This is a genomic window from Lacticaseibacillus sp. 53-4, assembly GCF_016861805.1.
Lineage (GTDB): Bacteria > Bacillota > Bacilli > Lactobacillales > Lactobacillaceae > Lacticaseibacillus.
Map to the genome: position 1 here is coordinate 1 of NZ_BOLT01000004.1, position 25,978 is coordinate 25,978.

The 25,978-nt window shown below is 57.1% G+C and carries 20 protein-coding genes; 18 read left to right on the forward strand and 2 right to left on the reverse strand.

Annotated features, from left to right (window positions below; all coding sequences use genetic code 11):
- The first annotated feature begins 91 nt into the window (after positions 1-91).
- From JUF21_RS02510 to JUF21_RS02560, 11 genes are all read left to right on the forward strand, one after another.
- On the forward strand, positions 92-721 hold the full coding sequence (locus JUF21_RS02510; RefSeq protein ID WP_203662955.1) for a hypothetical protein: 630 nt from the start codon (positions 92-94) through the stop codon (positions 719-721).
- Between the two features lie 127 nt (positions 722-848).
- On the forward strand, positions 849-1,709 hold the full coding sequence (gene ylqF, locus JUF21_RS02515) for a ribosome biogenesis GTPase YlqF (RefSeq protein WP_203662957.1): 861 nt from the start codon (positions 849-851) through the stop codon (positions 1,707-1,709).
- Entirely contained in the window at positions 1,693-2,448 is a 756-nt protein-coding gene (locus JUF21_RS02520) for a ribonuclease HII (RefSeq protein ID WP_203623274.1), read from the forward strand. Before ylqF ends, JUF21_RS02520 begins: the two co-directional genes overlap by 17 nt.
- A 55-nt stretch (positions 2,449-2,503) precedes the next feature.
- On the forward strand, positions 2,504-3,358 hold the full coding sequence (gene dprA / locus JUF21_RS02525) for a DNA-processing protein DprA (protein ID WP_203623275.1): 855 nt from the start codon (positions 2,504-2,506) through the stop codon (positions 3,356-3,358).
- 168 nt (positions 3,359-3,526) lie between these two features.
- Positions 3,527-5,611, forward strand: coding sequence for a type I DNA topoisomerase (gene topA, locus JUF21_RS02530; RefSeq protein WP_203623276.1), 2,085 nt, complete (start codon positions 3,527-3,529; stop codon positions 5,609-5,611).
- Positions 5,612-5,692: 81 nt separating this feature from the next.
- Positions 5,693-6,997, forward strand: coding sequence for a methylenetetrahydrofolate--tRNA-(uracil(54)-C(5))-methyltransferase (FADH(2)-oxidizing) TrmFO (trmFO, locus tag JUF21_RS02535; RefSeq protein WP_203623277.1), 1,305 nt, complete (start codon positions 5,693-5,695; stop codon positions 6,995-6,997).
- Positions 6,998-7,063: 66 nt separating this feature from the next.
- On the forward strand, positions 7,064-7,957 hold the full coding sequence (gene xerC, locus JUF21_RS02540) for a tyrosine recombinase XerC (protein WP_203623278.1): 894 nt from the start codon (positions 7,064-7,066) through the stop codon (positions 7,955-7,957).
- A 119-nt stretch (positions 7,958-8,076) separates the two neighbouring features.
- Positions 8,077-8,598 (forward strand): ATP-dependent protease subunit HslV, encoded by a 522-nt coding sequence (gene hslV, locus JUF21_RS02545; protein ID WP_125754462.1) that lies wholly within the window; start codon positions 8,077-8,079, stop codon positions 8,596-8,598.
- Between the two features lie 11 nt (positions 8,599-8,609).
- Positions 8,610-10,019 (forward strand): ATP-dependent protease ATPase subunit HslU, encoded by a 1,410-nt coding sequence (gene hslU / locus JUF21_RS02550; RefSeq protein ID WP_203662959.1) that lies wholly within the window; start codon positions 8,610-8,612, stop codon positions 10,017-10,019.
- 141 nt (positions 10,020-10,160) lie between these two features.
- Positions 10,161-11,039, forward strand: coding sequence for an aldose 1-epimerase family protein (locus tag JUF21_RS02555; protein ID WP_203623280.1), 879 nt, complete (start codon positions 10,161-10,163; stop codon positions 11,037-11,039).
- 202 nt (positions 11,040-11,241) lie between these two features.
- The gene (locus JUF21_RS02560) at positions 11,242-12,549 is read left to right on the forward strand and encodes a D-serine ammonia-lyase (protein ID WP_203662961.1); all 1,308 of its coding nucleotides are present in this window, start codon (positions 11,242-11,244) and stop codon (positions 12,547-12,549) included.
- A 137-nt stretch (positions 12,550-12,686) separates the two neighbouring features.
- Here JUF21_RS02560 and plsY read toward each other — a convergent pair whose 3' ends face one another.
- Together plsY and JUF21_RS02570 are read right to left on the reverse strand one after the other, a co-directional pair.
- Entirely contained in the window at positions 12,687-13,319 is a 633-nt protein-coding gene (gene plsY, locus JUF21_RS02565; RefSeq protein WP_203623282.1) for a glycerol-3-phosphate 1-O-acyltransferase PlsY, read from the reverse strand.
- Positions 13,316-13,906 (reverse strand): GNAT family N-acetyltransferase, encoded by a 591-nt coding sequence (locus JUF21_RS02570; RefSeq protein ID WP_203662963.1) that lies wholly within the window; start codon positions 13,904-13,906, stop codon positions 13,316-13,318. Before JUF21_RS02570 ends, plsY begins: the two co-directional genes overlap by 4 nt.
- 293 nt (positions 13,907-14,199) lie before the next feature.
- Between JUF21_RS02570 and parE the strand changes: the two genes are divergently transcribed.
- From parE to JUF21_RS02605, 7 genes are all read left to right on the forward strand, one after another.
- Positions 14,200-16,212 carry a DNA topoisomerase IV subunit B gene (gene parE / locus JUF21_RS02575; RefSeq protein ID WP_203623284.1) on the forward strand — a complete coding sequence of 671 codons (2,013 nt, stop codon included), beginning with the start codon at positions 14,200-14,202 and terminating at the stop codon, positions 16,210-16,212.
- Positions 16,212-18,662 carry a DNA topoisomerase IV subunit A gene (gene parC, locus JUF21_RS02580; protein WP_203623285.1) on the forward strand — a complete coding sequence of 817 codons (2,451 nt, stop codon included), beginning with the start codon at positions 16,212-16,214 and terminating at the stop codon, positions 18,660-18,662. The genes parE and parC overlap by 1 nt, the downstream gene beginning before the upstream one ends.
- A 292-nt stretch (positions 18,663-18,954) precedes the next feature.
- Positions 18,955-21,216, forward strand: coding sequence for a formate C-acetyltransferase (gene pflB, locus JUF21_RS02585; protein WP_125754470.1), 2,262 nt, complete (start codon positions 18,955-18,957; stop codon positions 21,214-21,216).
- Positions 21,217-21,383: 167 nt separating this feature from the next.
- A complete protein-coding gene (gene pflA, locus JUF21_RS02590) occupies positions 21,384-22,217 on the forward strand; it encodes a pyruvate formate-lyase-activating protein (protein ID WP_125754471.1) in 834 nt (277 codons plus the stop codon).
- A gap of 149 nt (positions 22,218-22,366) precedes the next feature.
- Complete coding sequence (locus JUF21_RS02595; RefSeq protein WP_125754472.1) at positions 22,367-23,332, forward strand: LysR family transcriptional regulator; 966 nt, start codon at positions 22,367-22,369, stop codon at positions 23,330-23,332.
- Positions 23,333-23,370: 38 nt separating this feature from the next.
- A complete protein-coding gene (locus JUF21_RS02600) occupies positions 23,371-24,303 on the forward strand; it encodes a manganese-dependent inorganic pyrophosphatase (protein ID WP_203623287.1) in 933 nt (310 codons plus the stop codon).
- A gap of 53 nt (positions 24,304-24,356) precedes the next feature.
- The gene (locus JUF21_RS02605; protein ID WP_203623288.1) at positions 24,357-25,442 is read left to right on the forward strand and encodes a M42 family metallopeptidase; all 1,086 of its coding nucleotides are present in this window, start codon (positions 24,357-24,359) and stop codon (positions 25,440-25,442) included.
- Positions 25,443-25,978 lie beyond the last annotated feature (536 nt).

Consider the following 25,978-nt stretch of genomic DNA (forward strand, 5'->3'; position numbering starts at 1 on the left):
TGGGTCATGAAGATTCCTGCTTTCTTGTCTGGTTGCACTAACAAGAATAGGTCTTCATGGCCTTTTTGGTCTAGTCGCTAAGGTGTTGCACTTGAATTGTAAACTGGGGTATACAAAAACCTTTAATGCTTTGCCGAACTGGGTAGATAATTCCGCTGTGGGAATTGTTGATAGGGATGGCATGAATATAGATCAAATTAATTCATTGTCATCTAACGAAGTTTCTGTCTTACCTTATAACGAAATTGAAATGTTATTGGTTGATGAGAAAGTGATGCGCTCAGTTCTTCAACTGAATCACAATGACCGAGATATTCCTTCAATTGTTAGCAATTTTAAGTCCGAGTTCCGCCAATTGTTAATCAAGGAAAAAGAAAGGGTTATCTATACATTGGCGAAGAGCCGGGTTGACTCAGAACTGAGTAGCCAATTCATAGACTCTAAGCTCTATAAGACGACCGATTCGTTAATTCATATGGTTGATGAATTGCCAAAAAAAATTCAGGCTAAGACTATTGTTGAAGGTTGCATAAAAGAAGTTGAAACCGCCCTACAAAGTCCAAATTACGACTTGTTGTTGAAGATGTGCAGTTTGAAAGGGGAAATTGTTGGCGGACTTTCAAATCGCTATTTGCAACCAGACTATGCGAGTCTGGCCATTGGAAGAATTCAAAGAACGAGCGAATTAAAAGGGTATTTGAGAAATTTGGTCAGTCTATGATTAGTCGATGTGATATGTCATTTATTCTTACAAATATTTTAGAGCTAACATCGTCTTTACTACCCACATGTTAGTAAGGATAAGTAATATGTAAACTACGTATTGAAGTAGAAGGAGTTATTTATTAATGCCACCAATCCAATGGTTCCCCGGCCACATGGCCAAGGCCCGCAATCAGGTCCAAGAAAAATTAAAACTGGTCGATCTCGTGCTTGAGGTCGTTGATGCACGTGTCCCGGAGGCCAGCCGGAATCCGATGATGAATCAAATCGTCGGGCAAAAGCCGCGCATTATGGTCCTGAACAAGAAGGACCTGGCGGATTCACAGAAGACGGCCGAGTGGCTCGCCTACTATCGGAAGCAAGGCTATGAGGCCATTGCCATCGATGCCCAGCACGCCAGGCGGCTGAACCAAATTCCTCAGCTGGCGCGGCAGATGATGAAGGCCAAGCTGGAGAAGCAGAAGTCACGGGGCATCCGCAATCCGGGGCTGCGCGCGATGTGCATCGGCATCCCCAATGTCGGCAAGTCAACGGTGCTGAACCGGCTGGTCAAAAAGAACATCGCCGTCACCGGCAATCGGCCTGGTGTGACCAAGAACCAACAGTGGCTTACCGCTGATGACACATTCCAGGTCCTCGACACGCCGGGGATTCTCTGGCCGAAGTTTGAAGACGAGTCCGTGGGCAACAAGCTCGCGCTGACCGGCGCAATTGCCGACACGGTTTATCAAGCTGACACGGTTGGCCTGTACGGGCTGACCTTTTTCCAGCAGGCGTACCCACAGGCGCTGCGCAAGTCGTACGAGCTGAATGACGCTGATATGGCGCAAAAGCCTGCCGATCTGATGGTGGCGCTGAGTCAGAAGTGGGGCTACGGTGAGGAGTACAACCGGGCCGCCGAGCGCGTGATTTTCGACGCGCGGCAAGGCAAGTTCGGGCCGTTCACACTGGAAGTGCCAGGTGATCTCGATGGCCACGCTGAGTGAGTTGAAAAAGCAGCTGATTGCGCATCCAACCAACGAGCTGCTGGAGACGCTGGCGGCCGACCCCCGCCTCGGGGCCCAGAACCTGCTGGACTGGTACCAGCGCCGTCAATCTGAGGCCGAGGCTGAGGCGCTGGACCTGCAATACCGCTCACGCTACGAGCATGAGCTGTGGCCGAAATTTCCGCACATTGCGGGGATCGACGAGGTCGGGCGTGGTCCGCTGGCTGGGCCGGTGGTCACCTGTGCCGTCATCTTGCGTCACGACTGTCAGTTGCCAGTGAACGATTCCAAGCAGCTGACCCGTCACGAGCGCGAGCACCTGTACCCGCTGATTGTCAGCCAGGCGCTGGCCGTCAGCATTGGCGTCGCCGACAACCACATGATCGACCGCGAGAACATTTACCATGCCACGGAGCTGGCGATGGGCGACGCGGTAGCACATCTGCGCGTGGCGCCGGACTTTCTGTTGGTCGACGCGATGCATGTCCCCAGCGCTGTGCCCCAGCGCAAGCTGATCCACGGGGATGCCAATAGCATTTCCATTGGCGCGGCCAGCATTGTTGCCAAGGTGGTGCGGGACCGCCTGATGGTGATGTACGACGGCATCTACCCAGGCTACGATTTTAAGGACAACATGGGCTACGGCACCAAAAAGCACCTGGAAGGGCTGAACCGCTACGGCGTGACGGAAATTCACCGCATGAGCTTCAGTCCGGTGCGCGAAGCTGCTTCTCGCTAGTCTGCGGATTCCGCAGGCTTTTTTCGTAATCTACTCCTGAAAGGCGGGAGTGCGAATGAAGCTGCGAGAATTGATGCTGGTGTGGCACTGGGCCATGTACACGAAAAGCTGGCCAACCGAACAACGTCTTTGGGAGGAGATCACGCGCCGCGGGCTGACGGCCGAAGCGCCAGTGTCTGCGCTGCGCGACTCGGCCCCATTAAAAGCGCTGCGGCCGTTCGCCCAAGATGCGGCCTGGCTGACCACGGTGCGGCAGTACTACCGCACCGGCCTGTTTGTCACGCGCTTTGACCCGACTTACCCGGAGCGCTTAGCGGAAAGCAACCAGCCGCCGCTGGTGCTGTTTTACCGCGGTCGGATCGACCTGATCGACAACATGACGCTGGCGGTGGTCGGGGCGCGTCGGGCGACCAGCTACACCGAAACGGCACTGCGCCGGTTGGGCGAGACGCTGCCGCCGCTGGTAATTCTCAGTGGGCTGGCCGCCGGCGCCGATGGCATGGCGCACCGTTTTGCGCTTAGCAAGGGTTGGCCCACGGTGGCCGTGATTGCGACAGGTTTGGATGTCGCGTACCCGCCGGCGCACCGCCCGCTGCAGCAGGTCATCGCCGAGAACGGCCTGGTGCTTAGCGAGTATCCGCCAGGCACCCGGCCGCAAAAGTTCCATTTCGTCGCCCGTAACCGCATCATCGCCGGGCTGGCGCATGGCGTGCTGGTGACCGAGGCCGCGGCACACAGTGGCAGCCTGATCACGGCGAACTATGCCCTGCAGAACAATCGTGAAGTGTTTGCGCTGCCGAACCGCATCGACGCGCCAATCGGAGAAGGGTCCAACATGCTGATCCAGGCCGGCGCCAAATTGGTCACGACCGGCCGGGATATTGCGGATGAGTTGCACTTTTTTCCGTGAACGAGCAATATATATAGAAGAAACTCGCAGTGGGCTAGTGGGCGACCAGTAGCCCTTTTGCGTAGTTGCAGCGGCCCGGGCTCTGCCAGTTCCATTTGACAAAGCCGCTCCGGCTCGAATATGATAGCCAAGGATTTTGGGCAACTGCTCAACGAAAGGGGGGCGCACATGACCGCCAAGAATTTGGTCATTGTGGAATCGCCAGCGAAAGCAAAAACCATCGAGAAGTACCTAGGCCGCAATTACAAGGTCGTGGCCAGTCTGGGTCACATTCGCGACCTGCCGAAAAGCCAGATGGGGATCGATTTTGACAATAATTATGCACCCAAGTACATTTCTATCCGCGGTAAAGGCGACGTCATCAAGGACCTGAAGAAGGCCGCAAGCAAGGCGGAGCACATCTACCTCGCAGCCGATCCGGACCGTGAAGGGGAAGCCATTGCGTGGCACGTCAGCCACATCTTGAACCTCGACCCGAAGGACAAAAACCGGGTCGTCTTCAACGAAATCACCAAGGATACCGTTAAAAACGCGTTCAAGAGCCCGCGGTCGATCGACATGAACCTCGTCGACGCCCAGCAGGCCCGCCGTATTCTCGACCGCATCGTGGGCTATTCCATCAGCCCGTTGCTGTGGTCGAAGGTCAAAAAAGGCCTGAGTGCCGGCCGTGTGCAGTCCGTTGCCTTGAAGCTGATCATCGATCGCGAAAACGAGATCCGCAACTTCAAGCCGGAAGAGTACTGGAGCCTGGACGCCGAGTTCAAGAAGGGCAAAAGCGCCAAGTTTGCCGCCAGCTTTTACGGGCTGAACGGAAAGAAGACACCGCTGCCGAACAACGACAAGGTGCAGGACGTCCTGCGCGGCATCGACAAAAAGAAGCCGTTTGCCATCACCAATGTGGTGAAGAAAGAGCGCAAGCGGTTCCCGGCGCCGCCATTCACCACCAGTTCCATGCAGCAGGAAGCCAACCGGAAGCTCGGCTTCCCGACCCGCAAAACGATGATGCTGGCCCAGCAGCTGTACGAAGGCATCAACCTCGGCGGCAAGCAGGGCACAGTCGGCCTGATCACGTACATGCGTACCGATTCGACCCGGGTCTCCAGCGTCGCCAAGACGGAAACGTCCAAGTTCATCCATGAAAAATATGGGGAACCGTACGCCGCCGTCAAGATTCGCCAGGGCAAGATGCAGGAAGGCGCCCAGGACGCCCATGAAGCCATTCGCCCGTCGTCCACTTACCGTACGCCGGAAAGCCTCGCCAAGGTTCTAGACAAGGACCAGATGAAGCTGTACCGGCTGATTTGGAGCCGGTTTGTCGCCAGCGAAATGACGCCGTCCGTGGTGGATACGGTGCAGGTCACCCTGCAGCAAAACGAGGCCACCTTCCGCGCCAACGGGAGCCAAACCAAGTTTGCCGGGTTCACGAAGCTGTATGTCTCCAGCCGCGACGAGGCCGCCAAGGACAACATTTTGCCGGACCTCAAGGTGGGCGACGATGCCATGCTGGTCAAAACCGACCCGGCACAGCACTTCACCCAGCCGCCGGCCCGTTATTCCGAAGCCAACCTGGTCAAGGCGCTGGAAGAAAACGGCGTTGGCCGGCCGTCGACGTACGCGCCGACCATCGCGACGATCGAGAAGCGCTACTACGTCAAAATGACAGCGAAGCGGTTTGAACCCACCGAGCTGGGCGAGATCGTCAACAATCTGATCGTCGAATTTTTCCCGGACATTGTGGACATCAAGTTCACGGCGACCGTCGAAGCCGAGCTCGACTCGATCGAAACCGGCAAGACGCACTGGGTCAAGGTCATTGACGACTTCTACCAGCCGTTCAAACAGGAAGTCGCGACCGCCGAAAAAGGCATTGAGAAGATTCAGATCAAAGATGAACCAGCCGGCTTTAACTGCGATGTCTGCGGCGCGCCAATGGTTATCAAGCTCGGCCGCTATGGCAAGTTCTACGCCTGCTCGCGCTTCCCGAACTGCCGCAACACCAAGGCCATCACTAAGGAAATCGGCGTGATTTGCCCGAAGTGCGGCAAGGGTCAGGTCGTCGAGCGCAAGTCCAAGCGCAACCGGACGTTCTACGGCTGCTCGCGCTACCCGGACTGCGACTTCGTGTCCTGGGATAAGCCAGTCGGCCGCAACTGCCCGAAGTGTGGTCACTTCCTGGTTGAAAAGCGCAGCCGGGGCAAGGTCCAAGTGGTTTGCCCGAACAATGATTACAAAGAAGAAACTGTGAAGGCCTAAGCGCGCGGCGCTAGGCTTTGGCACATTAACGCCGCGGGGGCTGCCCTGCGGCGTTTTTTAGAAAAAGAAAAGAGGATGCTTATGCCCACTGTGAATGTGATCGGCGCCGGCCTGGCCGGCAGTGAAGCCGCGTGGCAGATCGCCCAACGTGGCGTCGACGTGAACTTGTACGAAATGCGTCCGGTCGAAATGACCCCGGCGCACCATACTAGCGCGTTTGCCGAGCTGGTCTGCACCAACTCGCTGCGTGCCAACGCGATCACCAACGCGGTGGGCCTGCTCAAAGAGGAAATGCGGCGCCTGAACTCGGTGATCATGCAAAACGCTGATGCGAACGCGGTCCCGGCCGGCGGCGCCTTGGCCGTGGACCGCGAACCGTTTTCCGCCGGCGTGACCGCCGCCCTGAAAGCCAACCCGCACATCCACGTGGTCAACGAGGTGGTCGATGATTTTCCCGAGGGTATCACGGTCGTCGCGACCGGTCCGCTGACCGCCGAGGGGCTGGCCAAGCAGATCGTCGCGCTGAACGGTGAGGACGGGTTGCACTTTTTCGATGCCGCCGCGCCAATCGTCGACGCCAGCTCCATCGACACGGACATCGCCTTCAAGCAGTCCCGCTACGACACCGGCGAAGCCGCCTACTACAACTGCCCGATGAACCGCGACGAGTACTACGCCTTCCAAGACGCCTTGCTGCATGCGCAGGTCGCAGAAGGCCACGAGTTCGAGAATCTCACCGTCTTTGAGGGCTGCATGCCGGTCGAAGTGATGGCTGAGCGCGGCCGCCGGACCTTGCTGTTCGGCCCGCTCAAGCCGGTTGGCCTGCTGGATCCGCGCACGGGCAAAGCGCCGTATGCCGTGGTGCAGCTGCGCCAGGACAACGCGGCCGCCAGCCTCTACAACATGGTCGGCTTCCAGACGCACCTGAAGTGGGGCGAGCAAAAGCGCGTCTTCCGCATGATTCCAGGGCTGGAGCACGCCGAGTTCGTTCGCTACGGCGTCATGCACCGCAACACCTACATGAACTCGCCGGTCGTGCTCAAGGATACCTACGAAAGCACCAAGCGGCCCGGCCTGTTTTTTGCCGGCCAGATGACCGGGGTGGAAGGCTACGTGGAGTCGGCGGCCAGCGGCCTGATTGCCGGCATTAACGCCGCGCACCTCGCGTTGGGCGAAGCCACCGAGACCTTTTCCACGGATACGGAAATGGGCGCAATGGCGCATTACATCACGCACACCAGCCCACGCCACTTCCAGCCGATGAACGCGAACTTCGGGATCATGGAAAGTCTCGACCAGCCGATTAAGAACAAACTCGAACGCAATCAGGCTTACGCGGACCGGGCGCTGGCAGCGCTTGAGCAGCGTCAGCTTCAGCAAGCCTAACCGTTTACAGGATCGCCGGTAGCGGCGGTCCTGTTTGCGTTAAACTAGAAGACAGGAGGTGAGCGCATGGACGAAGTCGAGGAGTTTATGGAATATCTCAAAGTGGAGCGCCATTACACCGAGGACACGCAGCGCGCCTACCGCGAGGACCTGGATGACTTCACCCAGTGCCTGAAGGCCAGCGGGCATTTTTCGACGTTTGAAAAAGTCGACCGGCTGGACGTCGAGACCTATCTCTCCGACCTGGCCGACCGCAAGCTCGCCCGCAGTTCAGTGGCGCGGAAAATGAGCAGCATGCGCAGCTTCTACCGCTACCTGATCCGCGTCGGCAAGGCCACGGTCAACCCGTTTGAGCTGGTCGAAACCAAGAAGTCGCACAACCACCTGCCGAGTTTTTTCTACGAGCAGGAGATTCAAGAACTCTTCACCACGACCGCTGGCGACAAGCCGCTGGACCAGCGCAACGACGCGCTGCTGGAGGTACTGTATGGCACCGGCATTCGAGTGTCCGAGTGCGCGAACCTGACGCTGCCGCAAATCGATTTTGACCTGGAAGTCATGCTGATCCATGGCAAGGGCAACAAGGACCGCTACGTGCCGTTTGGCAATTACGCCAAGCGGGCGCTGCAGCGCTACCTCAAGAACGGCCGCGTTCAGCTGATGAAAAAAGCTGACCCCTCCAATGTGGTGTTCGTCAACCAGCGCGGCAAGCCCATCACCTCGCGGGGCATCGAGTACATCCTCGACCAGCTGATCAAGCAGACCAGCCTGACCGCCGACATTCATCCCCACATGCTGCGGCATAGTTTTGCCACCCACATGCTGAACCACGGCGCGGACCTGCGCACAGTGCAGGAGCTGCTGGGCCACGCGAGCCTGTCGACGACGCAGATCTACACCCACATGACCACTGACCACCTGAAGCAGGATTACATGAAGTTTTACCCGCGGCACAATTAAGCACTCTCACCTAGACAGTGCTAAAATCGGTCGAAGGGCTGATGTTTCGCGGTAGGCAGACCGGTAAACTAAGTACCATTATGACAGAACGTCATTTGACTGAGATAGGAGACTAAACAATGACAACAATTGCAGCCGTTAGAAAAAATGGGCACACCGCGATCGCCGGGGATGGCCAAGTCACCCTGGGCGAGAAAGTGATCATGAAGGGCAACGCCCAGAAGATCCGCCGCATCTACAATGACCAGGTCGTCATCGGTTTTGCCGGCGGCGTGGCCGACGCCATCACGCTGGAAGACTGGCTGGAAAAGAAGCTGGAAAGCCACGCCGGCAACCTGCGGCGCTCCGCCGTGGCGCTGGCGCAGGACTGGCGTAAGGACCCGACGCTGCAAAAGCTGCAGGCCGAGCTGATCGCGCTGGACAAGGACGACCTGCTGCTGATTTCCGGTCAGGGCGAGGTTATCGAACCAGACGCGGATGTGATCGCCATCGGTTCGGGCGGCAATTACGCCCAGGCAGCGGCGATGGCGATGATCCGGCACACCGACATGAGTGCCGAGGACATCGCCAAGGAGGCCATTGAGATTGCTTCGAACATCGACATTTTCACCAACCAGAACATTAAGGTCGAAAGCTTTTAAGGAGGCCGCTTATGTCAGTTAAAACACCAAAAGAGATTGTCGCGGCGCTGGACAAGTACGTCATCGGCCAGGACGAGGCCAAGCGCGCCGTCGCCGTTGCGCTGTACAACCGCTACCGGCGCATGCAGCTGCCGGAGAAAATGCAGCAGGACATCACCCCGAAGAACCTGCTGATGATCGGGCCCACCGGGGTCGGCAAAACTGAAATTGCCCGCCGGCTGGCCAAGGTCGTCAACGCCCCGTTCGTGAAGGTCGAAGCGACCAAGTTCACCGAGGTCGGCTATGTCGGCCGCGACGTGGAGTCCATGGTCCGCGACCTGGCGGACACCGCCGTCAAGATGGAAGAGGATAAGGCCTACGGGGATGTCCGCGGCCGTGCGACCCGCGAGGCCAACAAGCGCCTGGTGCGCCTGCTGGTGCCGGCTATCAAGAAGGAAAAGAAGAACCAAAACCCGATGGCCGAGCTGATGACCATGATGCAAAGCATGCAAAACGGCGAAGGCATGCCGCAGCAGCCCAAGGAAGAAGACGGCGAGCTCAACGACGAGATCCGTAATCAGCGCTTGAGTGTTGCCGACCAGCTGGAAAAAGGCCTGCTTGAGGACAAGGAGCTCACGGTTTCGGTCGAGGACGAGAAAAAGCCGGCAGGCGGCAATGACGCCATGGGCGCGATGGGCATCGACCTGTCCGACATGATGGGCCAGATGATGCCCAAGCGCAAAGTCCAGCGCACCATGACTGTGCGCGAGGCGCGCGAGGTCTTCATCCGCGAGGAATCGGCCAAGCTGGTCAACCATGCCGACATTTACCACAACGCGATCAAGTCGGCCCAGGACAACGGAATCATTTTCATTGACGAAATCGACAAAATCGCCGCGGGCAACAAGAACACCTCCGGGGAAGTTTCCCGCGAAGGCGTGCAGCGCGACATTTTGCCGATTGTTGAAGGCTCCGTGGTCAACACCAAGTACGGCCCGCTGAACACCGAGCACGTGCTGTTCATTGGCTCCGGCGCGTTCGCCACCGCCAAGCCGTCCGACTTGATTGCCGAGCTGCAAGGCCGCTTCCCGATTCGCGTCGAGCTCAAGGACCTGACGAAGGAAGACTTTGTCCGCATCCTGACCGAGCCGGACAACGCGCTGGTCAAGCAGTACATGGCGCTGATCAAAACCGACGGCGTCAAGGTCACCTTCACCAAGGAGGCCATCGAGCGCATCGCGGAGATTGCCATTGACGTTAACCGCGACACCGACAACATCGGCGCGCGGCGCCTGGCGACGATCCTCGAAAAGCTGCTCGAGGACATCCTGTACGAAGGGCCGGACATGCAAATGGGCGACATCACGATTACCGAAAAGTACGTCAACGATAAGATCGGCGACATTGCGGCCGATAAGAACATGACGCGGTACATTCTGTAACCGGCGACCAAAAAATGACGGGCCAGGCGGCGCGTCATTTTTTTACGCGGCACTTCCAGCTTGAAAGTGAAGCGTTCTCATGGTTAAATAAGACACGTTGACTTTTATGGCTGATAAATATTTATCAAAGGACTGAGTTAAATGGTAACGCTGACCAATGATTTTCTAACCGTCACGATCGACCCGCACGGCGCCGAAGTGACCAGCATCATCAACAACCACACCGACCGGGAATACATCTGGCAGGCCGACCCCAGCATCTGGAAGCGGCACGCCCCGGTGCTGTTTCCCATTGTCGGCGCGCTGAAGAACGATGAGTACCAATACAACGGTCAGACGTACCACATGACCCAGCACGGCTTTGCCCGCGACCGTGACTTCTCAGTCGAGCAGCAGTCCAAGACCGCGGCGGTCTTCACGCTGACCGACGACGCGGAAACGCACAAAATGTACCCGTTCAAGTTTGTCCTCAAGCTGACTTTTCTGCTGGAAAATAACGGCCTGACCGTGACGTACCACGTGGAAAACCCGGACGAGACCGCGCCGCTGTACTTCAGCATTGGCGGGCACCCTGGCTTCCAGATCCCGCTGACCGACGACACCAAGTTCGAGGACTACTACCTGGGCTTTCAGCCGCTGAAGTCGCGCGTGCGAATCCCGCTGGTGGCCGGCGAGGGCATCGATTATGCCCACCGCACACTGGCCTCGACCGACGCGAACCTGCAGTTGAGCCACGACTTCTTCAAAAATGATGCGGTGATCTACGAACTGAACGGCCGCTCGGCATTTTCGCTGCGGTCGGATAAGACGCGCCATGGCGTGATCCTGACGGTCGCCGACGCGCCGTACCTGGGCGTCTGGAGCCCGTACCCGAAGACTGGCAACTTTGTCTGCCTGGAGCCATGGTGGGGGATTGCCGACACGATTGACGCAACTGGCGACTTCACCAAGAAGCTCGGCATCAACAAGCTGGATCCAATCACGACCTTTGATCACAGCTACCTGATCGAGATTTTCTAAAAACTGTGGTCTCGACGCATGATTTGATTTATCATAAACGAAGATCAATTTAGAGAGACGCCAAATACACAATAATAGAGTTCCCCGCCAGACAAGTGGTGGTCGCGCAGTCGCGACCATCGCTTGTTTTTTTTCGGCCAGCTGACTGGTTCTGGTACCGATCAGCGGTCGTGGTGGGGGAAACCGATACGGAGGAAAGCGCATGGATGTTGCAGCATTAGAGACAAAGTACCCGGTGGTTAAGGATTTAGCCGCGGAAAAGAGAACCCTGTGGATCAATCCGGATTACGGCAAGGCCGCCGACTTGGGCCTGACCCGCGCCGATTTATTCGACGCCTCGGCGCGTTTGGACCGGTTTGCCCCATACATGGCAGTGGCCTTTCCGGAAACGGCCAAAACCGGCGGCATCCTTGAATCCCCATTGCGCCGGTTGGAGGCGATGCAAGCCGACGTGACCAAGCGTGAAGGCTACGCTTTGCCCGGCGACTTGTATCTGAAGGCTGACAACGAGCTGCCCATTAGCGGCTCCATCAAGTCGCGCGGCGGCATTTACGAGGTGCTCAAGATTGCCGAAGAAGTGGCCATCGACCACAAGATGCTGGTTTACGGCGACAATTATGCCAAGCTGAACGCGCCTGAATTCAAGGACTTGTTCAGCCACTACGGGATCGCCGTTGGTTCAACTGGAAACTTGGGCCTGTCCATCGGCATCGTGGCCGCAAAGCTTGGCTTCAACACCACTGTGCACATGTCCAGCGACGCCAAGCAATGGAAGAAGGACACGCTGCGGTCGGTTGGCGTCAACGTGGTCGAATACGATGGCAATTTCACGACCGCCATCACCACCGGCCGCGCGCTTGCGGCCAAGGATCCTTCTGTTTTCTTCATCGATGATGAAGGCAGCAAGGACCTGTTCTTGGGTTACGGGGTGGCGGCCATTCGCCTGCAAAAGCAGCTGCGGGATCAACACATCTTGGTGGATGATAATCACCCGCTGTTTGTTTACCTGCCAGCCGGGGTCGGCGGCTCTCCGAGCGGCACGACCTTTGGCCTCAAGCAAATCTTGGGCCAGAACGTTCACGCAATTTTTGCCGAGCCGACCCACGTGCCATCGGTGGTGCTGGGCATGGCGACCGGTCTGAACGAAGGCATCTCCGTCTACGACATCGGCCTTGACGGGCTGACTGAAGCTGACGGGCTCGCAGTTGGCCGACCCTCGCGGCTTGCCGGCCGCGTGATGAAGACACTCCTCATGGGCATCGCGACGTTTGACGATGATCAGGTGATGGCGTACACCGCGGAGATGATGGATACCGAAGACATCAAGCTGGAGCCTTCTGCCACCGCCGGCTTTGCCGCGCTGGCGGCCAGCCAGCAGTACCTCAGCAAGCACTTCAACATGCCAAACGCGACTCACATTGTCTGGGCCACCGGCGGCATGCTCGTGCCCGAAACCGAACATGCACGCAACTACAAAATCGGTGAAGCCCTGCTCCAGCAAAGCAGGTAATTCAGTGCGAGATCGGTGTTGAAGACACAAAGAGGCGCCACGCGTGCAGCGAATCGTGGGGCGTTTGCGTATCCCAGATTCTCTTTAACGGTCAGACAAAATAACGCCAAGGCGATCAGGCCTTGGCGTTTTGCGTTCTATTTGGCTTTGGTTTCAGCCTTGCGCTTGCGCAGGTACTGGCCGAGCCCGAACGGCACCATGTTTTCAGTGCCGTTTTTGATGCGGGCAAAGTTGGCGCGGTGGCGGATCATGATCAGCACCCAGATCAGCGCGGCCACCGCCGTCAGGATCCAGTCATGCATAAACAGCGTCGCAATGGTGATCAGGAACATCCCCAGCGTTGAGGCCACCGACACCATGCTGGACAGCAGCACCAAGCTGATGAACACCGCGCAGCAGAACAGAAAAAACGGCGGGTTGTAGGCCAGCGCGATGCCGGCAGACGTGGCGACCGCCTTGCCACCCTTAAAGCCGATGAAAATCGAGCAGGTGTGGCCGAACACGGCGGCCAGCCCGACCAGCAGTACCAGCCAGTGGGGGTGCAGACCGAACAACATCGGCAGGCTGGCGCCCAGCGTGCCTTTGAGAATGTCCATCACCAGGACGATGGTGCCGCCGACCGGCCCGAGGACGCGGTAAGCGTTCGTTGTCCCGATGTTGTGGGAGCCAGCGGTGCGGATGTCCTGGTGGAAAAAGGCGCGGCCGACCCACACCCCGCTGGGGATGGAGCCAATCAGGTAGGCCAGGATGAAGCATAAGGCGAGAATCATGACTGAGGTCCTTTCTTAGCAAATGATTTAGCCGTCAACCGCATGGTGAAGGTCGTGTGCGGCCGGCCGTCGAGCGTGAGGTCGTTTCCGATGGCCCCCGTTTGCCTGAAGCCAACTTTGCGGTAGACGTGCTGGGCCCGCGGGTTGAAGTCGAACACGTCGAGGGTGAGCGCGGCCAAGTGCAGGTAGGTGAAGGCGTGAGCCGCCATCAGCTTCAGCGCGATGGTGCCGATGCCGTGGCTTGTCGCATCGTCGGCGATGAGGACGCGCAGGTTGCAGGTGTTGTGCGCGGCGTCATACTCGTTCAAGACGACCTCGCCGACCAGTTGCCCACTGGCTTCGATCGCCAGGTCCAGTCGGTCCGGTTGCTGATTACGCGTTTGGTACCAGTTAATAATCTTGGCCGTTTCCTTTTGATCCGCCGGAAAGCGGTCCGCTGCACTCGGGGTTTTGGTCAGCGCACCGGTGTACAGGTTTACCTGCGGCAGCGCCAAGATGTCAAGCATTCGCGGAATGTCTGCGGCGCGAAACGCCCGCAGTGTCACCGGCCCCTGAGTGAGGGTCGGTTTGGTGAGAAAATCTGGCATGGAAACCACCTTTGATGATGCAATATCAGTGTTTTCAGTTTACCATTTTTTGACGCCAAGGCGAATCTTGCGTAAAATAGGTTATCCGAACAAGTATTCGCTGCTTGCAGATCAGCAGCGAGTTTTCGCGAAATCAATCACTGGCCGAAAAGCAGGGCCCGGCCGCGGCGTTGCGCCAGGCAGGCTAGCCGGCTTGCTTAGGCCGCGCGGCTTAGCACCTTGGAAAAATAGCTTTCATATGAGGCCGCGTCTGGTGTATTGTAATTGAAGTTGCACGAAAAGAGGAGCATTTAATGGCAAAAGCAAGAGAAGCATACACCGATTCATCGATCCAGGTGCTGCATGGCCTGGAAGCCGTGCGGAAGCGGCCGGGGATGTATATTGGCTCAACTGATGCCCGTGGGCTGCACCATCTGGTTTACGAAATCGTCGACAACTCAGTCGATGAGGCCCTCGCTGGGTACGGGGACACCATCGCCACGACGATTCACGAGGATAACTCGATCACCGTCAAGGACCATGGCCGCGGCATGCCGACGGGGATGCACGCGTCTGGCAAGCCGACCATCGAAGTCATTTTGACGGTGCTGCACGCCGGCGGGAAGTTCGACCAGAACTCTTACAAGACATCTGGCGGCCTGCACGGGGTCGGCTCTTCCGTCGTCAATGCGCTGAGCGAGTCGCTGACCGTGCGGGTCGTGCGCGACAAGCAAGGCTTTGAGGAGCATTTCATCAACGGCGGCCATCCCGATGGCGGCCTGCAGAAATTGGGCAAGGTCAACGAGCCCAACGGAACGACCATCACGTTCAAGCCGGACCCGACGATTTTTCAAACGACGACCTACAACTTCGACACGCTGTCCGAGCGCCTGCGCGAATCGGCCTTTTTGATGAAGAACATTGTCTTCACCCTGACCGATGAGCGCACCGGCCGCGCCGAAACGTACCATTATCCCGACGGCCTGGTCAGCTTCGTTAAGTACCTGAACGAGGACCGCGACACCGTCAGCCCCGTCTTCAATTTTGAAGGCGACAAGGACGGCATCATCGTGGACTTTGCCGGCCAGTACAACGACGGCTACTCCGAAAACACGATTAGCTTCGTCAATAACGTGCGCACCGGCGACGGCGGCACGCATGAAGTCGGCATGCGCTCGGCGCTGACCCGGGCGTTCAACGATTTTGCGCGCAAGGTCAACCTGCTGAAGGACAAGGATAAGAACCTGGAAGGCTCCGACGTTCGCGAAGGCCTGGCCGCGGTGCTGTCCGTGCGCATCCCCGAGGAGATCCTGCAGTTTGAGGGTCAGACTAAGGGTAAGCTGGGCACGCCCCAGGCTCGCGCCGCCGTCGACTCGGTGATTTACGAGAAAATGAGCTTCTGGCTCATGGAAGGCGGCGACGACGCGCAGGAGCTGGTCCGCAAAGCGCTGCGTGCTCGTGAAGCGCGTGAGGCCGCACGCAAGGCCCGCGATGACTCCCGCACCGGCAAGCGCAAGAAGAAGGACCAAGGCCTGCTGTCAGGCAAGCTGACCCCAGCGCAAAGCAAAAACGCCGCGAAAAACGAGCTGTACCTGGTCGAAGGGGATTCGGCGGGCGGCTCGGCCAAGCAGGGCCGCGACCGCAAGTTCCAGGCCATCCTGCCGCTGCGAGGCAAGGTGTTGAACACGCAAAAGGCCAAGCTTCAGGACATCGTCAAGAACGAAGAAATCAACACGATGATCTACACCATCGGCGCCGGCGTCGGGGCGGAGTTTGACGTCAAGCAGGCCAACTACGACAAGGTCATCATCATGACCGATGCTGATACCGACGGCGCCCACATTCAAGCGCTGCTGCTCACCTTTTTCTACCGTTACATGCGGCCGCTGATGGACGCTGGCAAGGTCTACATCGCCCTGCCGCCGCTTTACCGGCTGCAAAAGGGGAAGGGCGCCAACATCAAGATCGCCTACGCCTGGACCGATGAGGAACTGGAAAAAGAAACCCAGAAAATGGGCAAAGGCTACGTTTTGACCCGGTTCAAAGGCTTAGGCGAAATGAACGCTGACCAGCTTTGGGAAACCACCATGAATCCGGAAACCCGGACGCTGATCCGGGTGCGGGTCGATGATGGCGCCCTGGCCGAACGCCGGGTCACCACGCTGATGGGCGACCGCGTAGAGCCGCGGCGCGAGTGGATCGAGCGTAACGTCGACTTCGACATGGACGAGGAAGGCTCGATCATGGAAACGAAGACCACCGACCACAGCAACATGCAATTCGGCGTCGAGCAGATCAAAAAGCAGATTTCGAAGAAGGGTAAGTAATGGCAAATCACATTCAAGAAATGACGCTCGAAGAGGTCATGGGGGAGCGGTTCGGCCGCTACTCCAAGTACATCATTCAAGAGCGCGCCCTACCGGATGTGCGCGACGGCTTAAAGCCGGTTCAGCGCCGCATCCTGTTTGCGATGAACCAGGACGGCAACACGTTTGATAAGGGCTTTCGCAAGTCCGCCAAGTCCGTCGGGAACGTCATGGGTAATTTTCACCCCCATGGCGACTCGTCGATTTACGAGGCGATGGTGCGCTTGTCCCAGGATTGGAAGCTGGAAGAGCCGCTGATTGAAATGCACGGGAACAACGGCTCGATGGACGGCGATCCGCCGGCCGCGATGCGCTATACCGAAGCCCGGCTGTCCAAAATCTCCGGCGAGCTGCTGAAGGACATCGACAAGGATACCGTGGAAATGGTCCTGAACTTCGATGACACCACCGAAGAGCCGACGGTGCTGCCGGCCGCTTTTCCTAATCTGCTGGTCAACGGTGCGACGGGGATTTCCGCGGGGTACGCGACCGACATTCCGCCGCACAACCTGCGCGAGGTCATTAACGCGCTGTTGTACCTGATGAAGCATCCGGACGCCAGCCTGGATGACCTGATGAAGTTCGTTTTGGGCCCCGATTTTCCGACCGGTGGCATCATCCAAGGGCTCGCTGGCATTAAGCAGGCTTACGAAACCGGCCGCGGCAAGGTGGTCGTGCGCTCCCGCACCCACATGGAAACGATGCGCGGCGGCAAGCAGGAAATCGTGATCACGGAGCTGCCTTACGAAGTCAACAAGGCCCTGCTGATCAAGAAAATCGACGAGCTGCGGCTGGCCAAGAAGGTTGACGGCATCGCCGAAATTCGTGACGAGTCCGATCGCTTCGGCCTGTCTGTGGTCATCGAGCTGAAAAAAGACGCTAACGCGGAAGGCATTTTGACGTACCTGTTCAAAAACACCGACCTGCAGATCAATTACAATTTCAACATGGTCGCCATCGCGGACCTCAAGCCCAAGCAGCTGGGCCTGAAGCCGATGCTTGAGGCCTACCTGAAGCACCGGCGCGAGGTCATCACGCGGCGCACCCAATTTGACCTGAAAAAGGCCGAGGCCCGCCAGCACATCGTGCAAGGCCTGATCAAGATGATCTCGATCCTCGACCAGGTCATTCACACGATTCGCCAAAGCGCCAACAAGGCCGACGCCAAGAACAACCTGGTCGCCCAGTACGACTTTTCGGTTGAACAGGCCGAAGCCATCGTGTCCCTGCAGCTGTATCGCTTGACCAACACCGACATCACGGCGCTGGAAGAAGAAGCGGCGCAACTGGCCAAAAGCATCGCCGAGTACCATGACATTTTGGATCACCCGGCGGCGCGCGACGCGGTCATTGAACAAGAGCTTTCGAGCATTGCCAAAACCTACGGCAAGGACCGCAAGTCGACGATTCAGGCGGAAATTGAAACCCTGGAAGTCGACACGGCCGTCACCGTGACCGACGAGCGTGTGATGGTCCTGGTCTCCCGCGACGGGTACATGAAGCGCAGCTCTCTGCGCTCGTACCAGGCGGTTTCGGCCGAAGATAACGGGCTCAAGGACAACGATTTCCCGATTTTTGAGCGAGAAATGGGGACCTTGCAGCACCTCTACATCTTCACGAGTGCCGGCAACGTCATTTACCGGCCGGTCCACGAACTGGAAGATTCGCGCTGGAAGGACGCCGGGGAGCACTTGTCCCAGGCGGTCGGTATCGGTACGGACGAGCACGTGATCGCAGCCTTCGGGTTCGATTCACTGGAGGCCAAGGGGAACTTTGTCCTTGGCTCGTCCGACGGCTACATCAAGCAGACCGCACTCGCGGACCTGCAGCCGCAGCGCAACTACAAGAGCCGACCGATGGTGGGCATGAAGCTGAAGGGCAAGGACGCTTATGTCACCAACGCCTACTTCGCCGCGGCTGATTCCACGCAAACCGTCTTTGCCGTGACCAATCAAGCCTACGCGCAGCAGTTTGAGCTCTCGGAAGTCAGCGTGATCGGCGCGCGGTCGACTGGGGTCAAGAGCATGGCGCTCAAGCCGGGCGACTGGGTCGTCAACTTTATTCTGGCCGACGATCCGGTGCAAACCGAAGTCGGCATCTTGACGCAGCGCGGCGCCTTCAAGAAGATGAAGCTGAAGGAAATGGGCGTCGGCGCCCGGGCCCGCCGCGGCCTGCTCGTGCTGCGTGAGCTCAAGCGTGACCCGCACCGCGTCGTCGCGATGAGCAAGGTCGACGACAACACGCTGATCACCGTCGTCACGGACAAGGACCAGCAGGTCGAGCTGACCGCCAGCGAGTATCCGGATGGCGATCGCTACTCGAATGGCTCATTTGTTCTCGACACCGACAGTGTGGGGACGCCGAGTTTTATCCATTTGAGTCAGGTGTTAGCAACGCCGGAAGAAAATTAATTTTTTCTAAAGGGACCGATGAGGTCTCTTTTTTTGTATCTGTTACAATACACGGAGTGAAAAACTGTAATACAGATACGTGCGACAGGGGCCAGATAAAACCGCGGTAAATCAGCATTTCAGTCTAAAAAGTTTGTGAAATGGTTATCGGAATTTACATTTAAGACACAATCCTGATAGGGCTATCAATGCCTGTGCAAAGGGAAAGAAAAGGCTTGCACGGGTCTTGTGACGTGTTATACTAATTACGTAAGAACTGTGGTAAAAGTTCAACAATTAGGAGGCTATCCAGATGAAGCAGTTAGACAAAACTGACGTCAAGACCTACTGGGAAGGTTTTAACGGCGGCGACTGGCAGGATGAGATCAACGTTCGCGATTTCATTCAGCACAACCTGACACAATACAACGGCGATGAATCATTCCTTGCCGGCCCAACTGAAGCAACCACGATCTTGAACAATCAGGTGCTGAACCTGAAGAAGCAAGAACGTGCTGCTGGCGGCGTGCTCGATGCGGACACCAAAGTGGTCGCAACGGTCACCAGCCACGGCCCGGGCTACTTGAACAAGGATCTGGAAAAGATCGTTGGTCTGCAGACCGACAAGCCATTCAAGCGTGCGTTCATGCCTTTCGGCGGGATCCGGATGGCCGAGGATGCGCTTAAGTCCTACGGGTACACCCCAGATCCAGAAATGCACAAGATTTTCACTGAATACCACAAGACCCACAACCAAGGCGTGTTCGATGTTTACACACCGGACATGCGCAAGGCGCGCCACTACAAGATCGTGACCGGCTTGCCAGATGCCTACGCACGTGGCCGCATCGTGGCGGACTTCCCACGGATCGCGATTTACGGGATCGACGCGTTGATGGCAGCCAAGAAGGCGGACTTCGACAACATCGGCGACGGCGAAATGACCGACGATGTGATCCGCCTGCGCGAACAGGTTTCCGACCAGTATCGGGCCCTGAACGACATGAAGAAGATGGCAGCCAGCTACGGCTTCGATATTTCCAAGCCGGCAACGACCGCCCAAGAAGCCGTTCAGTGGATCTACTTCGGCTACCTGGCCGCAGTCAAGACCCAAAACGGGGCTGCCATGTCAGTTGGCCGCATCGACACCACAATCGATGCCTTCATCGAACGCGACATGAAGCGCGGCTTGCTTGACGAAAGCCAGGCCCAAGAGCTGATCGACCACTTGGTCATGAAACTCCGCATGGTGCGCTTCATTCGGACCGAAGAGTACAACTCGCTGTTCTCAGGCGACCCAATCTGGGCGACCCTCAGCTTGGGCGGTGTCGGCTTTGACGGCCGTCACCACATCACCAAGACCGCGTTCCGCTTCCTGAAGACCCTCGACAACATGGGTGCGGCACCAGAGCCAAACATCACGCTGCTGTGGGACGAGAAGCTGCCAGAAGGCTTCAAGCGCTACGCGACTGAAGTCTCCATCTCCAGTTCGACCATTCAGTACGAAAACGACTCACTGATGCGCACCGAATGGGGCACCGACTACTACGGTATCGCCTGCTGTGTTTCCGCACAACCAATCAAGGACGGCGTTCAGTTCTTCGGCGCCCGGGCAAACCTGGCGAAGGCCATCCTTTACGCCATCAATGGTGGGATGGACGAAATCGGCGAGACGCAAGTTGGTCCTGAGACTGAGCCAATTACCTCTGACGTCATCGACTATGATGAATTCATGAAGAAGTTCGACGTCCAGGCCGGCTGGCTGGCCGATGTCTATGTCAACGCCTTGAACGCGATTCAGTACATGCACGACAAGTACTACTACGAATCCGCTCAGTTGGCATTGAAGGACACCCACCTGGACTACACCTTCGCGACAGGGATTTCCGGCTTCTCGCACGCGGTTGACTCCATTTCCGCGATCAAGTACGGCAAGGTTCACCCGATCCGCGACGAAAAGGGCGTTGCCATCGACTTCAAGGCCGAAAACGACGACTACCCACGCTATGGGAACAACGATGACCGCGCTGACGACATTGCCAAGTGGCTGATCAAGTACTTCTACAACAAGATGAACACGCACCACCTGTACCACGGTGCTAAGCTCTCAACTTCTGTTCTGACCATTACGTCCAACGTGGTTTACGGCAAGAACACTGGGACCACGCCTAACGGCCGCCAGAAGGGCGAACCATTCTCACCTGGTGCAAACCCAGCTTATGGCGCTGAAAAGAACGGCGCGCTGGCTTCCCTGATGTCCACCGCGAAGATCCCATATCACTACGCAACAGACGGGATCTCCAACACGTTCGGCGTCACCCCGAACACCTTGGGCCACGATGATGAAACCCGCAAGGACACGCTGGTTCACATGATCGACGGTTACATGGAGAACAACGGGATGCACCTGAACATCAACGTCTTCAACAAGGAGACCTTGATCGATGCCCAGAAGCACCCAGAAGAATACCCAACTTTGACGGTCCGCGTCTCCGGTTACTGCGTCTACTTCGCAGATCTGACCAAGGAGCAACAGGACGACGTCATTGCCCGGACCTTCTTCGAGGAAATGTAAGACCACTTTCATACTCGGTGCGTTCCGCTGCCGAGCCGTGTGCAATTCAAACAATTCGACTAAGCGGGAGCCTCGTAAACGGGACTCCCGTTTTGCCCAGAGGCGGCAAAAATGCTTGCCGCTTGTGGGCAAGACCGCGTATGCTGAAACTGACAGGAGGCATTTTGATGAAATTGATCGATAATACCAAAACACCACTGAACGTGCTGGACTCCATTGGCGTTGAGGATGAGGGGCCAGTCAAAGGGTATGTGCACTCGCTGGAAAGTTTCGGCTCAGTTGACGGTCCCGGTATCCGTTTCGTGGCCTTCCTGCAGGGCTGCCGGATGCGCTGCCAGTACTGCCACAACCCTGACACCTGGAACATCGGTGTCGGCACCGAAATGACCGCGGATGAGCTGCTGGATAACGCCGAACGCTACCGCGCGTTTTGGGGTGAGACCGGCGGCTTGACATGCTCCGGCGGCGAGTCCCTGGTGCAGATCGACTTTTTGCTCGACCTGTTCACCAAGGCCAAGGCACGCGGCATCTCGACCTGCCTGGATACCTCAGGCGGTCCGTTTACCCGCGACGAGCCGTGGTTCTCGAAGTTCAAGGAGCTCATGAAGGTCACCGACATTTCACTGGTCGACATCAAGCATATCAACTCGGCTGAGCACAAGAAACTCACCGGCATCGGGAACGAGAACATCCTCGATATGATCCAGTGGATGTCGGCGAACGGCTGCGACATGTGGATCCGCCACGTGCTGGTGCCTGAGCGCACCGACTACGACGTGTATCTCAAGCAGCTGGGGGACTACATCAAAACTCTAAATAATGTTCAAAAAGTTGAGGTGCTGCCTTACCACACGCTGGGGGTCAAAAAGTACCACGAATTAGGCATTACCTATCCGCTTGAAGGCATCGAGCCGCCAACAGCCGACCGGGTCAAAAACGCGGAGCAGCTGCTGCACACGGCCGATTACACCGGCTGGAAGACCTGGAAGCCGGCAAACTAGACATTCAGATAATTGTTATGATAAGAAGGAAGAGCTTTTGGTTGCTCTTTCTTTTTTTGTACCTTATTATTAGGTAAGCGATTTATTTCGTTATGCTGGCAATGGTTGTGGTCGTGAACTGGGCGGAGACCCGAACGAAGGAGTAGCACATGAAGACAAAGCAGGAGAGCATTTTTTCGTCAAAGACACTGTCGTATTTTTTGCAATTGGCGGACACCATGAATTACACGCAGGCCGCTCAGCTGCTGGGCATCACGCAGCCGGCGCTGACGCAGCAAATTAAGAAACTAGAGCGGACCGTGGGGGCCCCGCTCTTCTACTCGGTGGGGAAGAAGCTGCATCTGTCCGATGCTGGGCGCACGATGCTCGACGCCACGCATTCGATTTACGAGACGCTGAACCAGGCGACCGATGAGATCCAGCAGGCCAGCAACGCCAACTCCGGCGTGATCAAGATCGGCATGCTGGCCTCCGTGGAGTCTTCGGCCTTCATCGGTTTTTCCGCGGAATACTACAAGCAAAACCCCGATGTGCAGATTGTGTTTCTGAACATGACCCGCCACGAGATTTGGGAGCAGCTTGAAAACAACCAGATCGACCTGGCAATCATGTACCTGCCGGATGACACGATCAAGAACTGGAAGCCGTACGAAAGCCGTAAAATCGTTGACGAACAGCTGCTGTTTTTGCACCACAACGAGAAGCTGGCCAAGCGCAAGCGTGTGCACTTCCGCGACACCCTGAGCCAGCCGTGGGTGACGTACCCGGATTCCTATTTCCTGTCGTATTTCCTGCACGAGGCCTACAAGAACCAAATGGTCGACTACCCGCACATCGTGGCGCAGTTCACCACACCGTTTCAGCTGATGCAGTTTCTCAATCTCACTGGCGTGAACACGGCGCTGCCGACGTCGTTCTACCAAGCTCATCAGGATGAAATCGATGCGTACGCGGTTTCGTTTGAGCCGGCAGTGTCGTTCGAGCTGGCGTTCATTTTCCGCAAGGGCAAGGACACCATTCCGCGGGTCGAGCAGTTTCTGAACAGCTTCGATGCGTACCTGGACAAGAAGGATTACCTGTCGCGGGTCGCTGAGAACCGTGTTAAACTGGACTAGTACGCGTAAAGCGCAATACTGAAAAAGGGAGTCACACCATGACAACATTGATTTTTGGTCATCAGAATCCAGATACCGACGCCGTAACCTCCGCGATGAGTTTCGCGGAATACCAAAAGCAGCTCGGCAATACTGATGTTGAGGCGGTCGCTTTGGGCGAAGTGAACGCCGAAACGGCTTTTGCGCTCAAAACCTTCAAGAAGGCCACCCCGCGCGTGATCAAGACTGCCGCTAACGAGACCGACACGGTCATGCTGGTCGACCACAACGAGTTCCAGCAGAGTGTGTCCGACATCAAGGACGTCACGATTGCCGCCGTTGTGGATCACCATCGAATCGCCAACTTCGAAACGGCCGCACCGCTGTTCTACCGCGCAGAGCCGATTGGCAGCTGCAACTCGGTCATCTACGAAATGTTCCAGGAAAAAGGCTTCAAGATCAGCCCCCAGCTGGCCGGCTTGATGGCGAGCGGGATGATTTCAGACACGCTGCTGCTGAAGAGCCCGACCACTACTGACGTTGAGCGCAAGGTCCTGCCAGAACTGGCAAAAATCGGCGGCTTTGACCTGCAGGAATACGGCCTCGCCATGCTGAAGGCAGGCACCAACCTGGCGGCCAAGTCCGATCTGGATATCGTTGAAGGCGACGCCAAGAGCTTCGATATGGGCGGCACCTCGGTGCGCATCGGCCAGGTCAATGTCGTTGACCTGAACGAGGTTTACGAGCGTCAGGCGGCCATTGAAGCCACCATGAAGAGCGAAGCCGAAAAGAACGGCTACGATTCCTTCCTGCTTTTGGCCACCAATATCCTGGACTCCGATACCACCGGCTTCTTCTACGGCAAGAATGCCAACAAGCTGGAGGCGGCCTTTAACCAGAAGTTCGATGCGGACCACCGCATCGCGCTGCCTGGCGTGGTTTCCCGCAAGAAGCAAGTCGTCCCACCGCTGCAAAAGGCGTTTGAGGCGTAAGTTGATTGAGGCTCAGGCGGCTGCCGGAGCCTTTTTTGGTAGGAGGAAAAGCAATGGAAGAGCAAACTCAGATCGATCTGATCAAACAATTCTCAGACGCGTATGGCGTGCCAGGCTTTGAACAAGACGTGGTGCGGCTGTATCGCGACCAGATGAAGCCGTACGCGGACGTCACAATCGATGGCATGTTCAACGCGCTGGCCGCCCGCAAGCAAAACACCGGCGATCGGCCCGTGGTGCAAATGGATGCCCATGCCGATGAAGTCGGCTTCATGGTCCAGGCCATTCGCCCCAGCGGTCTGATCAAGTTCGTCACGCTTGGCGGCTGGGTGCCGACCAATGTCCCGGCGATGCGCGTGGTCGTGCGCAACAAGCGCGGCGAGTACGTTCCAGGTGTGGTGGCGACCAAGCCGCCACACTTCATGACGGCCGCAGAACGCAACGCCGTGCCAACCATTGCCGGCATGTCAATCGACGTCGGCAGCACCTCGCGCGAGGAAACTCTTGAGGATTACGCCATCGACACCGGCTGCCCGATTTTTCCTGACGTGAAGTGCGAATACGATGCCAAACACGGCATGTTCTTCGGCAAGGCGTTTGATGACCGTATCGGCGCCGCAGCCTTGATCGATACGTTTGACAACCTCAAGGACGACGACCTCAACGTGGATGTCATCGCCGGACTGTCTACGCAGGAAGAGGTTGGCTTGCGTGGTGCTTACGTCACTGCGCGCAAGGTCGACCCTGACATCGCCATTGTTTACGAAGGGGTGCCGGCTGATGACACCTTCGAGCCTGACTGGCTCTCGCAGACTCGCGTCAAGGCAGGCCCGATGCTGCGGGATCTGGATACGACCTACATCGCGAATCCGAACTTCCAGCAGTTCGCGGCTGATTTGGCCGACGAGCTGCACCTCCCATACACCCGGGCCGTGCGGACGGGTGGGGGACAGAACGGGGCAGCGATTGGTTACTGGAAAGGCGTCCCAACCATCGTGGTCGGCATTCCAGTCCGCTATGAACACACCGCGTATACCTTCACCGCCTTGAGCGATTTCCAGGTTTCCAGCAAGCTGGGCACCGAGATTCTGCGCCGGTTGGATAAGGAAACCATCGCGTCGTTTAATTCTGTCGATTAATTGAAAAACCGCGGCAGCTGGGCATTTGACCTGGCTGCCGATTTTTTGTTGTTGAATAAGTTTAGACATGTATAACTTTTGCATAGGCGATTATTTTCTAGCCTTGATAATTGTTATACATGGTTATGGATACGGCGAAATGTCGTACCAGTTTGTTGCAGCCCGCAGCAAATTCGCCCATGCAGCCTCTATTGTCCTGCGTTGCACCAGCCGGTTGACTCAGGCTGATTACGATCACCGCGGCTCAGTAAAACGAGCCTTCAGCGTGTCGAGACTGATTTTGAGCCTAGTTGATGGTTCCTTTGACGTAAATCGCAGATTCTATGGGTCACCGTCAGCAGACTCTAGCCGCATCGGAACAGCTGAATTATCAGTTGTGAATCTGATGCGAGTTCAGCTTAGTAGACGCATAGTTGATGGTCTAATTCCTCAGAATCACGATGTCAGCAAGCCACATGCAAGGCGCAGATTAAGACCGACGCGTGAGTGTGACTTGAACAAGTGTGATGGCAGATTGAGATCTTGTACGCAGAGAT

Coding starts and splice junctions, on each gene's coding strand:
- ylqF (WP_203662957.1), top strand. CDS start 849: ATGCCACCAATCCAATGGTTCCCCGGCCACATGGCCAAGGCCCGCAAT.
- JUF21_RS02520 (WP_203623274.1), top strand. CDS start 1,693: ATGGCCACGCTGAGTGAGTTGAAAAAGCAGCTGATTGCGCATCCAACC.
- dprA (WP_203623275.1), top strand. CDS start 2,504: ATGAAGCTGCGAGAATTGATGCTGGTGTGGCACTGGGCCATGTACACG.
- topA (WP_203623276.1), top strand. CDS start 3,527: ATGACCGCCAAGAATTTGGTCATTGTGGAATCGCCAGCGAAAGCAAAA.
- trmFO (WP_203623277.1), top strand. CDS start 5,693: ATGCCCACTGTGAATGTGATCGGCGCCGGCCTGGCCGGCAGTGAAGCC.
- xerC (WP_203623278.1), top strand. CDS start 7,064: ATGGACGAAGTCGAGGAGTTTATGGAATATCTCAAAGTGGAGCGCCAT.
- hslV (WP_125754462.1), top strand. CDS start 8,077: ATGACAACAATTGCAGCCGTTAGAAAAAATGGGCACACCGCGATCGCC.
- hslU (WP_203662959.1), top strand. CDS start 8,610: ATGTCAGTTAAAACACCAAAAGAGATTGTCGCGGCGCTGGACAAGTAC.
- JUF21_RS02555 (WP_203623280.1), top strand. CDS start 10,161: ATGGTAACGCTGACCAATGATTTTCTAACCGTCACGATCGACCCGCAC.
- JUF21_RS02560 (WP_203662961.1), top strand. CDS start 11,242: ATGGATGTTGCAGCATTAGAGACAAAGTACCCGGTGGTTAAGGATTTA.
- plsY (WP_203623282.1), bottom strand. CDS start 13,319: ATGATTCTCGCCTTATGCTTCATCCTGGCCTACCTGATTGGCTCCATC.
- JUF21_RS02570 (WP_203662963.1), bottom strand. CDS start 13,906: ATGCCAGATTTTCTCACCAAACCGACCCTCACTCAGGGGCCGGTGACA.
- parE (WP_203623284.1), top strand. CDS start 14,200: ATGGCAAAAGCAAGAGAAGCATACACCGATTCATCGATCCAGGTGCTG.
- parC (WP_203623285.1), top strand. CDS start 16,212: ATGGCAAATCACATTCAAGAAATGACGCTCGAAGAGGTCATGGGGGAG.
- pflB (WP_125754470.1), top strand. CDS start 18,955: ATGAAGCAGTTAGACAAAACTGACGTCAAGACCTACTGGGAAGGTTTT.
- pflA (WP_125754471.1), top strand. CDS start 21,384: ATGAAATTGATCGATAATACCAAAACACCACTGAACGTGCTGGACTCC.
- JUF21_RS02595 (WP_125754472.1), top strand. CDS start 22,367: ATGAAGACAAAGCAGGAGAGCATTTTTTCGTCAAAGACACTGTCGTAT.
- JUF21_RS02600 (WP_203623287.1), top strand. CDS start 23,371: ATGACAACATTGATTTTTGGTCATCAGAATCCAGATACCGACGCCGTA.
- JUF21_RS02605 (WP_203623288.1), top strand. CDS start 24,357: ATGGAAGAGCAAACTCAGATCGATCTGATCAAACAATTCTCAGACGCG.